At 48.7% G+C, this 14,107-nt stretch carries 14 protein-coding genes; 7 read left to right on the top strand and 7 right to left on the bottom strand.

Annotated elements, in window-relative coordinates:
* The 3 genes from mutL to WCK19_RS17220 form a co-directional block, all read right to left on the bottom strand.
* A partial coding sequence (gene mutL / locus WCK19_RS17230; protein WP_342398639.1) for a DNA mismatch repair endonuclease MutL occupies nucleotides 1-355 on the bottom strand: 355 nt, incomplete at its 3' end.
* A gap of 47 nt (nucleotides 356-402) precedes the next feature.
* Complete coding sequence (locus WCK19_RS17225) at nucleotides 403-2,880, bottom strand: alpha-L-rhamnosidase C-terminal domain-containing protein (RefSeq protein ID WP_342398638.1); 2,478 nt, start codon at nucleotides 2,878-2,880, stop codon at nucleotides 403-405.
* A 50-nt stretch (nucleotides 2,881-2,930) separates the two neighbouring features.
* On the bottom strand, nucleotides 2,931-3,398 hold the full coding sequence (locus WCK19_RS17220; RefSeq protein WP_342398637.1) for a hypothetical protein: 468 nt from the start codon (nucleotides 3,396-3,398) through the stop codon (nucleotides 2,931-2,933).
* A gap of 245 nt (nucleotides 3,399-3,643) precedes the next feature.
* On the opposite strand from WCK19_RS17220, the gene WCK19_RS17215 reads away from it, so the two are divergent.
* The 4 genes from WCK19_RS17215 to WCK19_RS17200 all read left to right on the top strand — a co-directional run bounded on the left by WCK19_RS17215 (nucleotide 3,644) and on the right by WCK19_RS17200 (nucleotide 8,087).
* Nucleotides 3,644-4,540, top strand: a complete 897-nt coding sequence (locus WCK19_RS17215; protein ID WP_342398636.1) for a 3-hydroxyacyl-CoA dehydrogenase family protein — start codon at nucleotides 3,644-3,646, stop codon at nucleotides 4,538-4,540.
* A gap of 39 nt (nucleotides 4,541-4,579) precedes the next feature.
* Nucleotides 4,580-5,356 carry an enoyl-CoA hydratase-related protein gene (locus tag WCK19_RS17210; RefSeq protein WP_342398635.1) on the top strand — a complete coding sequence of 259 codons (777 nt, stop codon included), beginning with the start codon at nucleotides 4,580-4,582 and terminating at the stop codon, nucleotides 5,354-5,356.
* Between the two features lie 11 nt (nucleotides 5,357-5,367).
* Nucleotides 5,368-6,522: an acyl-CoA dehydrogenase family protein gene (locus WCK19_RS17205; protein WP_342398634.1), complete on the top strand. Its 1,155-nt coding sequence runs from the start codon at nucleotides 5,368-5,370 to the stop codon at nucleotides 6,520-6,522.
* A 113-nt stretch (nucleotides 6,523-6,635) separates the two neighbouring features.
* The gene (locus WCK19_RS17200) at nucleotides 6,636-8,087 is read left to right on the top strand and encodes a DUF2079 domain-containing protein (RefSeq protein WP_342398633.1); all 1,452 of its coding nucleotides are present in this window, start codon (nucleotides 6,636-6,638) and stop codon (nucleotides 8,085-8,087) included.
* 64 nt (nucleotides 8,088-8,151) lie between these two features.
* Here the strand turns inward: WCK19_RS17200 and WCK19_RS17195 are convergent, their stop codons facing one another.
* Nucleotides 8,152-8,790, bottom strand: a complete 639-nt coding sequence (locus tag WCK19_RS17195; RefSeq protein WP_342398632.1) for a deoxynucleoside kinase — start codon at nucleotides 8,788-8,790, stop codon at nucleotides 8,152-8,154.
* A 160-nt stretch (nucleotides 8,791-8,950) separates the two neighbouring features.
* Here WCK19_RS17195 and WCK19_RS17190 point away from each other — a divergent pair, with 160 nt between their 5' ends.
* From WCK19_RS17190 to WCK19_RS17180, 3 genes are all read left to right on the top strand, one after another.
* Entirely contained in the window at nucleotides 8,951-10,405 is a 1,455-nt protein-coding gene (locus WCK19_RS17190) for a hypothetical protein (RefSeq protein WP_342398631.1), read from the top strand.
* Nucleotides 10,406-10,468: 63 nt separating this feature from the next.
* Nucleotides 10,469-11,404: a hypothetical protein gene (locus tag WCK19_RS17185; RefSeq protein ID WP_342398630.1), complete on the top strand. Its 936-nt coding sequence runs from the start codon at nucleotides 10,469-10,471 to the stop codon at nucleotides 11,402-11,404.
* Between the two features lie 3 nt (nucleotides 11,405-11,407).
* A complete protein-coding gene (locus WCK19_RS17180; protein WP_342398629.1) occupies nucleotides 11,408-11,743 on the top strand; it encodes an STAS domain-containing protein in 336 nt (111 codons plus the stop codon).
* A 60-nt stretch (nucleotides 11,744-11,803) separates the two neighbouring features.
* Here WCK19_RS17180 and WCK19_RS17175 read toward each other — a convergent pair whose 3' ends face one another.
* Genes WCK19_RS17175 through purQ form a run of 3 tightly spaced genes read right to left on the bottom strand, consistent with a single transcriptional unit; the run spans nucleotide 11,804 to nucleotide 13,686 of the window.
* A complete protein-coding gene (locus tag WCK19_RS17175) occupies nucleotides 11,804-12,541 on the bottom strand; it encodes an XdhC/CoxI family protein (protein ID WP_342398628.1) in 738 nt (245 codons plus the stop codon).
* 5 nt (nucleotides 12,542-12,546) lie between these two features.
* Nucleotides 12,547-12,858, bottom strand: a complete 312-nt coding sequence (locus WCK19_RS17170) for an XdhC family protein (protein WP_341467616.1) — start codon at nucleotides 12,856-12,858, stop codon at nucleotides 12,547-12,549.
* A gap of 48 nt (nucleotides 12,859-12,906) precedes the next feature.
* A complete protein-coding gene (gene purQ / locus WCK19_RS17165) occupies nucleotides 12,907-13,686 on the bottom strand; it encodes a phosphoribosylformylglycinamidine synthase I (protein ID WP_342398627.1) in 780 nt (259 codons plus the stop codon).
* Nucleotides 13,687-14,107 lie beyond the last annotated feature (421 nt).

Here is a 14,107-nt window from a genome sequence, read left to right as displayed (position 1 = left end):
CCTCGGTGTTGCGGGGGCGGGTGAGTAGGGTCATTTGGCTGACAGAAGCGATACTGGGCAATGCCTCGCCCCGAAAACCGAGCGTGGTTAGGCGGTAGAGGTCGTCCGGTTCTACAATTTTGCTGGTGGCGTGACGCTCAAAAGCGGTTGGCACTTGTTCAAAGGGGATGCCGCAACCGTCATCCGAAACGCGCATCAATGCCAACCCGCCGTTCTTGATTTCCACCCGGATATTTTTCGCGCCCGCATCTATGGAATTTTCTACAAGTTCCTTGATTACTGAGGCAGGGCGTTCGATTACCTCACCCGCCGCGATTTTCTGAGCGATTTCAGGCGGCAATACCCTTATAGGCATGGCTTATGCTCCAATTGCAGTTTCCGCAGATTTACCAACATACTCTATTAACTGTTTACCACATAACTACCCGGTTGTAAATCCATGTAAAAATAGCCATCCGCCTGTTTGCTCACCGGATAGACCGGGCTATAGGGCTGAAAAGCGTTGTCATTAGTGGAAGCGGAAAAGACCGCCGGATTTCCCATACTAGGTAGTCCAAGCCGCGCCAGCGTTCCTTCCGGCACTTCCAAAATTACCTGAAAGCCCGATTCGCGCCGCTGCCAGCTAACCTCAATTGCGCCATGCGGAGTCGGCACACTCCCTTGCGCCCACTGCAAATCCCCCGGATGTGGCACAATCTCGAAACTGGCGTAACCGGGCGCAGTCATCCGCACCCCTAGCACATTTTCGGTCAGGGCAGCCGTTGCTCCCGCCGACCAACCATGCGCCAAGCTGTCATCGGGGCTTTCCGGCAGACCATCGGCAGTCATCCATTCCCATGTAGTGTAGTTTGGGTCTTGCTCTAACATACGCCCCCACTCTCGCCGCAACAAATCCAACGCGCCAATTTCATCACCCGCCGCGAAACGGGCTTCCACCTCGTAATAACCCATAAAGGGCCAGATGCGCTTGTCGTGCATATTATTCAAGCCGTAGGAAACATCTACAGTGGTTGAGCCGTAGGTCGTCCACATAGTATCCTTCACATATTTCAGAATACTGCCCCACCGTTCGGGCGGAGCAACCCCGAATAACACCGCCAGCACATTCGCATCTTGCGGCACATGCGCCCAATCTATATCTGCGCTGATGTACACGCCGCGATTGCTATCGAACAGATGCTGATTAATCGCTTGCTTCAAAGCCTCGCCGCGCTTTCTCCAGATAGCGGCATCCCCGCTTTGTCCAAGCGTATCCGCCAGCTTTGCGGCATCTTGTAAAGCCCGGTAATATACCATATTCAGATAAGTTACCGCACCTGTCCGGTTAAGGCTGTACGACCATTCCAAGCCCCTGTCTTTCACCAATAACCCGGAAGGGTTGACTTTAGTAGGAAACCACTCCATCTGATGCTTTAGATTCGGGTAATAGCGTGCAAGGTACGCCCGGTCTCCGGTGTAATTATAATAATCGGCAAGCGTATAAACCCACCACGCGCTATAATCGTACAGTTCAATTTGATAGCCGTTATAGCTGGAAGGCGGTATCGAACCGTCAGGACGCTGCACCGCTGCCAGTTGTGCAAGCGAAGCCCGCATCGAACCGGGGCGGTTCTGGGTCAGGTAGCTCACGCGCCCTTGCACGCTCAAATCGCCCGTCCATATATCCCGGTCGTGCTTGGTACCATCCACCAGCACACCGGAGGTATCCACCACATCCCACGCATCCAAACCGCCGCTAAAATCATCCAGCAGCAGCGTTCGCCCATCGGTTGCGCTAACTTGCACCCGGTTAAACTCGCCCGTCTCGCCGCAGCACTGCCGGAAACCCACGCGCCCCCCTGAAAAGCTGCTATCGTATCGTTCGTTTACCAGTTGCCCGTTGAAAAAGGTACGGATGAGCGTGCCGGATAATTCTATTCGCACCGTGTACCAGAAATTATCCTCAAAGCGCAAGGGAATTTGTTCCAGCAAGCGGTATTGACCGCCGGATAATACGTGCATTTTCAGGACGGTTGCACCGCTATCACCCGATATTTGCCACATATAGCCGTTATTGGCATCGGGCGAGCGGAACATCCAGCCCACCGCAAAACCTCCAGTGGGACGGCGTAGCTCCATATCAAGGGTATAATCGCGCCAATCCGCTCCGGTTCTGGACAATACACGCTGTTCCCCGTTTTGGCTGGAAACGCGCAACGCGCCGCCTCCCGTCTCTATGTTCGGGTATTCCGGTTCGAGCGTGTTCAAATTCACGGTATAAGCCCCGGCATACCAAATTCGATTCAATAGTTCATCGCTGGAAAGAAACCAACCCTTGTAAGTAGAAGGTGTACCCAAATACGAATCGAAATGTAGCTTTAGGTAATCCACACTCACCCAACCATCGCTATTGAGAAAAAGCAGGACGTAACGAAAAGAAACCGCGCCCGTTTCCAGCGTTCCCCCCTGCGCCGGAGCTTGCCAGCTATAGGTGTGATTTTCCTTCCAGCTATAATCCGTATTTTTGTTGAGAAAGCGCAGCGACTCGCTGAATGCTACCCGCACTTCCGCCCCGCTCGAAGCAGCCACCTGTAGCGATAACCGCCCGCTGATAACCATGCCAAAATCCAGCGCCAATTGTGGGTCGCTACCGGGTATGCGCCGGATAGTCGCAACCTCCCCGCCCGGAAGCAATAGCCCTTCCGGTGTATCTATTGTCCCGCCGTTGAGAGCAGTATTGACTATACGCTGTGGGAAAACGTCACGGGCAGGAGGCGCAACCACATAGCGCGTCCAATCGTCACCGGGATTCGATGCGGCAGCAAAGGAGGGAAGGGCAGTTTGTACCAACGCCCCCGCCAAAATTAACGATAGCAATAACAGTGAAAAGCGAAGTGTCATATATGGTGATAACCTGATGAAAATCTGCGCCCTGCTAGGGTGTTAAGAGATTATTCGCGCAACCCGGCTTCACGCAAAAAAGTGATAGCGTGCGCCGCCACTTGTTCTGGAGTCAGGTTGTTGGTATTGATAATGCAATCGGCGTGAGCGCGGGCATGTGCCAAACGCAGATTCTCGTCCTGTAAAAACTCTGCGCCCCAACTAATGCTGCGCCGCCGTTTGATTGCCTCAATGCCAACCTCAAGGTAAATCAAGTGACTCGGCTTATTCATCAACCACATCGCCTTGACGTGGCTATGCTCCTGTGCGGCGGAATGGGCGTTATAACCCTGCTGGCGCAAGGCTTCCACCAGCAAGCTTTTGCCAGAAGCGCATGGACCCACTATCAGGATGCGTTGACGCGTTCCCCGCGCAATATCGCCCTCGCGCAAAGCCGTTTGCTGGCGTTCAAACTCGCGCTGTTCCACTTCGCGCCGTCTCCGCGCTTCTTCAAGCTGCCCTCTCAAGTTTCCGGGCATAAACTACCTCCATTACTTGAAAACTACGCTTATTTTAGCTGAAAGAGCCGTTAAATGCTACCTTGCGATTTTTTTACGATTCCTTTTCAACTTGACCCATGCGGCTTCCGTCTCTTATACTCATCATAGTTAGAATTACTGCACAATCTATTTGCCTCTGAAGTTGGTTGCTTCTTGAAAAACCTGCTTACGCGGGTTGTTTCCTTTATTTCGGTAAAAAAATTTTAAAAGGAAGTGAGTCAAAGATGACAAGTAATCAGAATGAACGCAGCCTGACAATTGAACAGGTGCGTCGGATTTGTGTGGTGGGGTCTGGTACAATGGGTTCCCAGATTGCCCAGCAGTGTGCTTTGAACGGTTATGATGTAACGTTGACTGATGCTATCGCCCCTGCTTTGGATAAAGCCCTTGCCGGAAATCGCGCTTTGCTACAATCCAGAGTCAATAAGGGCAAACTGACGCAAGAACAGTGCGATGAAGCCTTATCGAGGGTTAAAGCAGTTACTAGTTTGGAAGAAGCCGCTGGTGATGCTGATTTCGTAATCGAGGCTATTTTCGAAGATTTGGAAGCCAAACACGAGCTTTACAAGAATCTTGACAGAATTTGTCCGCCCCATACTATTCTTGCTTCTAATAGCAGCACCATAGTTATTAGCAAAATCGCCGATGTAATCCAACGCAAGGATAAAGCATGCAACATGCATTTCTTTCACCCGGTGCTGGTAATGCAATTGGTAGAAGTTGTCAAAGGTCCTGATACCAGCGATGAGACTATCGCAGTTACAATGGAACTGACCCGCCGCATCGGGCGAGAACCGGTACTGATGCAAAAAGAAGTATTTGGGTTCATCGTCAACTATATTCTCTCGCATATGATGGAAGCGGCAATGAGTCTCTATGGCGGCGGTTATGCCTCTTTCGAGGACATTGATAAAGCCGTGAAATTGGGCTTGAATCACCCGATGGGACCTTTTGAACTGGCGGATTTTAGCGGATTGGATATTTGGAATTTCGTGATGTTGCAAAGGTATAAAGAAACCGGAGACGAGCGTTTCAAACCCCCTGCGTTCCTCGAAGAAATGGTCAAAGAAGGAAGGGTTGGGCGCAAAGCAGGACGCGGTTTCTACGATTATAACAAGTAGGGCGTTTGACCCGGCAAAATATATTTAATGGAGGATAATATGGCTTACGAGACAATTCTGACTGAGCGTGAGGAACATACCTTTATTATTACCCTCAATCGCCCAGACAAGCTTAATGCCATAAATGCAACCTTGCGTAACGAGGTAGTGGACGCGCTTTCTAGCGTCCGCAATGACCCTGAAATCCGGGCGATTATTATCATCGGTGGTCCAAAGGCATTTGCTGCTGGCGCAGACATCAGCGGTTTTGTTGAAGCTACGAATGTTGATATGTTCAAAACCTTTGGCGCGGGCAATATGTGGGATTACACTGCCAACATGCCCCAACCTACCATCGCGGCAATTTCTGGCTTTGCGCTTGGCGGCGGTTGCGAACTGGCAATGAGTTGTGATTTTCGGATAGCCGCCGAAAATGCCAAGTTTGGACAACCCGAAATAAATATCGGTGTTATTCCCGGCGCGGGCGGTACTCAACGACTCACTCGCTTGGTGGGGATGACCAAAGCTAAAGAACTGGTACTGCTCGGTGAGCAAATTGACGCGCAGGAAGCTTATCGCATTGGTCTGGTAAACAAGATTGTCCCGGTGGAACAATTGCGAGAGGAAGCTATAACTTGGGCAAAGAAACTATCCAGCAAGCCCCCGATTGGGGTAATGCTGGCGAAAGCCGCCATTAATCAAGGGGCAGACGTGCCAATTGATACCGCGATTCTAATTGAAAGACTCGCCTTTGCTAACCTGTTCGCTACCGAAGATCAGAAAGAAGGCGCGAAAGCTTTCGTAGAAAAGCGCAAACCCGATTATAAGGGTAAATAGGAGCAAACAAAATGTCTGATGTGGATTTAAGCAAAGACCAAATCGAAATCAAGGCGTGGGCGCGAGAGTTTGCCGAGAAGGAAATTCGCCCAGTTGCAGCAGAGTATGATGAAGCTGAGAAGGTACCCACGGATTTGATTAACAAAGCTGCCAAAGCCGGATTTTTCGGCTATCCCTATCCAGAAGAGTACGGAGGGCTTGGGCTAACTAGCATCTCAACCAAGTGCGTTATTCTGGAAGAATTAGCGTGGGGATGCGCCGGAGTAGCCGATATTATCGGAGCGACTCACCTTGCCGGTACGCCCATGATGAAAATGGGCAGCCCGGAACAGCTTAAGAAGTGGATTTCAATCATTGCCAATAGCGCTAAAGCCAATCTTGCCGCCTATTGCCTTACCGAACCGGAAGCGGGTAGCGATGTAGCGAATATGCGTACCAGTGTTCGCCGCGATGGTGACGAGTACGTTATTAACGGGCGCAAATGTTTTATCACTAACGGCGGTATAGCTGAAGTTTATTTCGTGTTTGCTACCCACGACCGCAGCCTACGTCACAAGGGTATTAGCGCTTTCATTGTACCTGCCGGAACTCCGGGTCTGAGCGCGGGCAAAAAAGAGAAGAAGTTAGGAACTCGTTGCGCCCACACCGGGGATGTAATCTTTGAGGATGTGCGCGTCCCGATTGAGAATCGCTTCTCGGAAGAGGGCAAGGGCTTTTTGGGAGCGATGCGCGCTCTTGAAGAAGCCCGCGTGACTATGGCGGCAACCGCTTTGGGAGTGGCGCAAGCGGCGTTTGATTATGCGTTGGCATACGCTAAAGAGCGGAAAACTTTCGGGCAACCGATTGCCAAACATCAGGCTATAGCTTTTATGCTGGCGGATATGGCAACCCAAATTGCGGCTGCACGCGCTTTGACATGGCAAGCCGCCAGAGTAGCCGATAGCGGTGCGCCTCTAAACCAAATTGCCAGTATGGCGAAAGTCCTAGCAAGTGATGTAGCGATGAAAGTTACCACGGATGCTGTGCAAATCTTCGGCGGGTATGGCTATATTCGCGACTATCCGGTTGAAAAGCTGATGCGCGATGCTAAAATCAAGCAAATTTACGAAGGGACTAACCAGATTCAGCGTACCGTTATCGCCAAAGAGCTAATCGGGCGCGATTAACATTCTGAGCTTGGTTTTGCATATTTTACAAAGAAAGCTCATAGGGGTTTCGTTTCAGGCAAGGGGCATAAACCCCTTGTCTCTATTTTTAGGCTCATTTTGAAAGCTAGAAATTGTCTTTTAACAAAAAGGAATCCAAAGCGCTTTGGTGGTGGCTAGGTTTTTTAACCGCTTTATTTATATTTCTTGTTCTGATACGTCAGTATTCATTTGACACCCATGCCTATGATTTGGGGATTTTTGATCAGGGAACTTGGCGCTACAGTCGCCTAGAAGCCCCTTATTCCTCAATAAAAGAGGTGAATTTGCTGGGCGATCATTTTACATTGGTGTTGGCGTTGGCTGCCCCTTTCTATTGGATTTGGAACGGTCCGGAAACCTTGCTTGTATTACAGGTCTTAGCCATAATGAGCGGCGCTTTTCCGGCATACCACCTGTCCCGAAAATACCTAAAAACCAACCTTTGCAATTATCCGCCTATATTTTTCACCCTTTTTTTCGGCGTTCAATCCGCGCTGGACTTTGATTTTCACACCGATACCATTGCAGCGGCTGCTTTTATGTGGGCGGTTTGGGCTTTCGAGGCACGTTATACCGCCCGCTACCTAGCTTTTCTGGGGCTGGCGCTACTTTGTAAAGAAACCTTTCCGGTCTATCTCAGTTTTTGGGCTTTATATGCTTTAATTACCAGATGGCACGAACCTCGACAACGTTACATGCATGCCGGATTATTTTTAGGCGGTTTTGGTTTATTCTTTATCGAGCTAAATCTGCTTATACCTTTAGTCGCAGGTCATCCGTACTACTACACTGATTACGGCGAACTGGGTCATAGCATGAGTGAAGTGGTAAATAATTCACTTCAAGACCCCGGCAAACTTCTCAACGCTTTTTTTGGAGAGCCTTCTAAGCGGGAACTTTGGCTGATTTTCTTTATATCCTGTGGTGGCGCACTCTTTTTTCGACCAACCTTGCTCTTGATTCTGATACCGAATGTTATTGAGCGGTTTCTTAATCCTTCCCCCTTACGCTGGTTGGTATATTACCACTATAGTGTAATCCTGACCCCCTTTTATACCTATGCGATAATCCTAGCTCTAGCAACTTATGAGCGTCAAAATGGGCGTTGGGGTAAATTTTACCTACCAAAAACCCTTTTAAAGCTAGGGTTGGCAATTATACTTTTGCTCAATGCTTTTGTTTATGCTCCTTTAATCAGGAATGGCGTTACAAATATAGCCTATCTATTCCAAGACCGGAGTTCGGTATGGGAAGCTCTGCGCCTGATACCGCCAGAGGCAAGTGTACTAGCCAGCGATTCTTTGGTTCCGCATCTTACGCATCGGGAAACTATTGCAACCCTTCTCTCGCCGGAAGTGTCTCAGCCGGATGTGATAACGGATTATGTTATTATTTCACTTCAAGTTGAACGTAACCCGATAAAGCAATCACAACTGGCAGACGAGGTTAACCGCTTTCGCCAGCGAGCGGATTACAAGTTAATCTACGAACGCAACCAAAACTATATATTTTGCCAGATTATGCCTAGCGCGTTGGTAGAATAGACGCTTTGTTTGCATAATCCCTGATAGATTTGAAATAAGCCCTTTACAAATACGAACGCTTGTACTAAAATAATACTAGGGTTGGGTCGTAGCCGCACGCTTCCGAAATTTTCCAGAGAACTTCATCGGCATCGGTCGGTTGCGTTTCAACATCGTAGCGGTTCATATCTATATCTATTTTGGGACCGGCATAGTATTCATTATAAAAGCGTTCGTAACCTTTGTTGAGCGAAGCAAGATAAGCGTGATTTACCCCGGCAGCCTCAAAAGAACGCCCACGTTTTGCAATACGTTGCATCAAAGTGTTTTCATTGGCGCGTAGATATACCAGCAAATCGGCAGGGCGTACCAACCCTTCCAGCATATTGTAAAGGTCGTTGAGGGTGGCAAATTCTCGATTGGGCAAAATGCCTTGCGAATTAAGGCTATGGGCGAATACCTTCAGGTTTTCAGCCGCGCTGCGCTCCTGCACCGCATTAGAGTCACCGCTGGTAATCTCTATTTGCTGGCGAAAGGTGCGTTCAAGGAAAACCAGTTGCGAACCAAGCGCCCAGCGAGTTCGATTGGCATAATAATCTGCCAGATAAGGGTGGTCTTGAACCGTTTCTTCGTATAATTTCCAACGCCAACGGGAGGCAATTATTTTAGCAAGGGTGGTTTTGCCAACGCCGATGTTGCCGCATAAAGTAATATAAATACCCACGAATGATAAATCCTTCCATTGAAAAAAATAGGTATAAATTTATAGAAATCTTAACTTGTCATAAGATTCCTTGTTTGTTATAATTATGACAAGTTGTGTATAACAATTCTAAAACCCGAAATGTACCCTTTTCTAGATAATGGTTTTAAGAAGGTAGAAAATGAATAACGAGCAGCGAGTGATTGCTTACGTGCCTAAAGATGTGGATGACCGCCCAGCCTCCGATATGGGCGCGGTACGTCGTGGGCTGTGGATGTACACGCATAAACTCGGTCTTAACTTTAGTCTTGTTCTTCTTCTGTCTTTGGCATATCAAGCTTTCGTGGCAGTGTTCATCGCTATGAAAGGTCTCCGCAGTATCCCGATTTTTGATAATCTGCTAAAAGGCGAACAATTCTTGCAGATAATCGGCACAATCGGGGTGATTGTCATTGCTATCGTCATTCAAGGCTTGATTATAGCCGAAATGGCGCAGGTAGTGTGGTTACGCCATCCCGACCGCCTAAAAGTAAGACTCATGCGGGGGTCAATCTGGTGGTGGATAATGCTAGTTACGCTGCTGCCTTCTATTGCGATTGACTTCATGCTGTTATTTCTGAGCGTTACCGAGCAAACCAACCTTGACTCCGCCTTGCGTTACCTTGCACGCGATCAAGTGACCGGGCTGACTATTTTGCTACTTTCGATACTTAACTTTCTGACTTTATTGCGGTGCGCCTCCGTAATGCGTACCAGTACCAGTGAAGAGATTCGGCGGGAAGTGGAAGAACGCTTGAACGCTATCGCCGAAGAAATGCTGATTGACGCGGGAGATAGCGCTCGCTCGAAAACCGCGAAAGTGTGGAAGCAACTTTCAGTTAATCCGCAACGCTTTGTACCGATTCACGACTCGGTTGTCAACCTAATCTCCCAGAATCATCCTGAGCTTGTGCCACCCGATTTGGGCGGGGATGCTTGGGCGTATGATTTCAGCGGCAATACTTTTGCAGCGCTACCGCCAGATGTACATATGGCATTGTTGCAAAATCGGTATCGCGCCTCAAACACCAATCGCAGTTTGCCGGCAGGAAACCGCATTGATAGAACGGTTAAGAAGCCGCAAACTGAACAGGACGAAAACCAGTTGTTGTGGAAACTACCACCCAGCGCAATTGCCGAGATGATTAGCTATAATTTAGAGACTTATGGCAAGCCCCGCTTTGTAGATATTACCGAACCGGATGCGCCAAAATATCTGACCCGCCCGTTGGAACTCTCCGCGCTGGGTATCGTTGATGAACACAACCAGTTGTCGCAGGGCAAACAGCCAACTTTGCTAAACAGTGCCGCAACCCAGCAAATCCGAACGATTAATGCGCCCGTGTCGCATATCGTAACTGGAGGAGATTTCCTTAGCACTATTAGCCCCAAAGAAAAGGCGCTGTTCGGCGCGTATTTGGCAAAAACCGTATTCCCCCATGTGCATGGGAACGAATATATGCCCTCATCTGGAGCGGATATTTACCAGATTTTCGATGAGCTAGAGTTGCAATGGTATTATCGGTATTGGCGCAAGCACTTTTCAGAAGGCGTTAACTCCAGTCAAATCCCTGTCCCTCCAGCTTTTGCCCAGTAATAAGATTTTATAAATAAAACCGGACACGTATAATCGTGTCCTGCCCTGTGTGTGACAGCCAAAATGTTGCAACGTCCGATTCCCAACAAAGAATATGAGAAGGCGCTCGACATCCTGCAAGAACTGGAAAAGGGCGACCGCCGTGAAGGGCTTTTTTCGTGCTTTGCCATTTCCCGGAGCGGAGAAGTAATCTGGTTCGATGAAGTTGGTAGCCCTTACGGAGTAGCGATTCAGGGTTCGGCGTTGGTGAAAACTCGCGTTTTAAATTTACCTTCACAGCCGATGCGAGTTGTTAACCTTGAAGAAGCTTACCAGCAACTTATCCAGCAGCAGCAACGCCAATATTTAACGGTGTTGGCTACTTTATCCTACGGTAGCAAACAAGAGCGCGGTATTCTTTCTAGCCTTGCTTTACTGATAGGGTTTGTTATCGGGTTGATGGCATTGTACATGCTTTTGCGTCCTTACACCAGCAATGAGAGTAATGTCAGCATCGCCGGAGTTGGGGATGTAACTATTGTTTCAACCGGAAGCTATAACCCCATCGCTGACCCCACCGTTACCCGTACAAATTTCAAAGCTTTTCTCAAAGAAATGAACAGCCCAGCATTATCTGAAGCAGACCAGATGTATGATGCCTGTTTGAAAGAAGGTTGCGACCCGGCTCTAATGCTGGCTTTTTTTGAACACGAATCTTCCGGCGGTAATCAAGGTGTGGCAGCAATAACCCATTCGGTGGGTAATATCCGTTGTACTCCCGGTTATAATTGTTATCAGACTAGCACAAACGGCTCGTTTCGGCTATATGCAAACTGGACTGAAGGCGTGGTGGATTGGGCGCGTCTCCTAAAACAATACAGTGACAATGGGGCGCGGACGCTTGACCAAATCATTCCGGTATATGCTCCCCAAGAAGATAATAACGATGTGAACGGCTATATCAACGCTGTCAAACAGCGCGTGGATGACCTTCGCAAGCGCGAGTTGAAATTGAGATAATGCGTGTATATTGAACAGCGCGAGATAATTATTAGAATCGGGATTATTTCTTTGCAGGGGCGGTTGGATGAAGAAGGCGCAGACCAACTGACAAAGGCGCTTGAGCAACAAAGCGAACGGGGTATAAACAGCCTGTTGGTAGATTTACACCGGGTGAACTTTATTGATAGCGCCGGAGTAGCAGCGCTGGTGGGTGGGATGAAGCAATTACGAGCAAAGGGCGGCGATTTGCGCTTAATAGGCTTACAACCGGGTCCGCGCTCGATTTTTGAACTGATGGCGCTGGATAAAGTGTTCACCATTTTCGAGACGGAAGCCGAAGCGTTGCTCGGTCTATAAAAAAGGTTCAGTTAAACCCTGCCCCTTTTAAAACTCGTAATCCGCCTCAATTGAAAGTGCTTATTTAACCACCCCGTACTTAACCCCGATAATCTCGGCTAAAATACTGACTGCAATTTCGGCTGGTTCTTTCGCGCCGATTTCAATGCCCACCGGTCCGTGGATTTTGGATATTTGCTCCTCAGTAAGCCCAAGCTTCTTAAGCCTATCAACCCGCTTGGCAACGGTGGTACGGCTGCCAATTGCTCCGATATAACGCGCCTGACTGGGCAAGGTGGATTGCAGCGCTGGTTCATCAAACTTTTCGTCATGGCTCAGGATTACAATATAGGTGTTACTGTCAATCTTGAGTTGCTCGACCGCTTCATCGGGCCATGCAAAGATAAGCTCATCTGCTTCGGGGAAACGCTCTTTGGTCAGAAACTTCTCGCGCCCGTCAATGACTTTTACCCGGAAGCCGAGTTCTTTAGCCATTTTTACCAACGGAATGGCGATATGCACCGCTCCAAAAACCAACAAAGTAGGCGGTGGTGGAAAGACATCCACGAAAACCTCAAAATCGCCCAAATCGGTAGTAATTGGGAAAGTTTTCGAGCCGGTGTGCTGCATCAGTGAGACGGCATTTTTAATCGTTTCGGCATCAAGGGTGGCGTTGCCAAGCGAACCATCGGTTATACCGTCAGGATAGACTAGCATTTCCGCGCCGATATTTGTACCATCGGGAGCATGTACCACCGTAGCGCGACTGACCATTTCCTCACGCTGAATATGGTCGCGTATTTTCTGGTAGAAAGACATTGCGTTTACTCCAGCGGCGTAAGATAGACTTCAATTCCACCGCCGCATGCAAGCCCCACATCCCACGCCGTTTCCTTGCTGATACCGTACTTCAGCAATTTGGGTTTGCGGGATTTTAGCACTTTCTGGGCTTCTTCAAAAACCGCCCCTTCCACGCAACCGCCGCTAACCGAACCGACCAATTTGCCGCTTCGGGTGATTGCCATTTTGGAGCCTTCAAAGCGCGGGGCGGGTCCGGTGGTTTTTACCACTGTAGCGAGGGCAATATCTTCGCCCGCTTCGCGCCATTCTTCTATGGTTTTGAGTATATCTTGCATTGCTTTACTACCTCTTTTACTTCTTCACTGAAAAACGGGGCGCAGCCTTTATCCGGCAACGTATTCAATTGCGTTACGGAATATTTTCGCGCCATCTCCCTCTTGGATTTCGCCCTCACTGCCTTTAATACGAGTCCAGCGCGGGTGATTGAGCGGAGAAATAAACCGTTCCGGGTGCGGCATCAAGCCAAAAACAGTGCCTTTGCTATTGCTGGTTCCCGCGATATGTGCTACCGAACCGTTCGGGTTATCGGGATATTCCGGCGCATTACCAAATTCATTGGTATAGCGCAGGGCAACCTGCCCGTTCTTCTCAATTTCCGAAAGAGTTGAAGAATCTTTTACCACTACGCGCCCTTCACCATGTGCTACCGGCAAGTATAGCTTGTCCAGTCCTTTGGTGAAGATGCAATTGCTATCGGGTTCAACCTTTAGATGTACCCAACGGCATTCAAATTTGCCGGAAGCGTTATTGGTCAGCGTAATATCGCCAAACAAGCCAGCTTTTGCCAGAACCTGAAACCCGTTACAGATACCAATCAAAGGCTTGCCAGCTTCAACGAATGATAAAAAGGCTTCTCTCATTCGAAACATCAGCTCGTTTGCCATTAGCTTACCGGCTCCCAAATCATCCCCGTAGGAAAAACCGCCCGGTATAGCCATTATCTGGTATCGTTCTAGGCTTTTAGTCGAATCTTTTCCGGCAATCTCATTAATATGTTTCAGGTCAACCTGTGCGCCTACTTTGTGCCAAGCATCCACCATTTCCTGATCGCAGTTAATTCCAGCGGTACGTAAAACCAAGACCCGAACTTTTTGGGATTGCACGTTTCTCTCCTCAGTAAGCGAATTTACCCTCTAAATTCTTAAAAACTCAGCAATATTCGGGATTGATTATAACAGAAAACAGCTTTCAAGGCGGTTTCCTCTTTTTTGCAACGCCCTCATTTGCTCTGATAGCGCTACCGAAAGCTTTAAGCAAAGGTTTAAATCGAGGGGATTCGGCTTCTAAAATGCTGCCAACTTAGAAAAGGGACGCAGGGCTGTTGCAAGAAAGGAATTGTCCTCTATAAAACGGTTCTCAAAGGGGTTTGGACAAGGGTGCTAGGTGATTTTGTAGGGGCGCATCGCGATGCACCCTCGTTTGGTGGCGTTTTTTGTTGGTGATGTGGCAATAAAAGAAGGGCGGTTCACGAACCGCCCCATAGGCATCAAGCTAAGAAGCAACAAGGGAGGGGTCTAAACAATA

Origin of the sequence: Candidatus Chlorohelix sp. (assembly GCF_037138995.1) — a bacterium.
Taxonomy (GTDB): domain Bacteria; phylum Chloroflexota; class Chloroflexia; order Chloroheliales; family Chloroheliaceae; genus Chlorohelix.
The sequence above is the reverse complement of the archived record's forward strand: the minus strand, read 5'-3'. Positions and strand labels throughout refer to the sequence as shown.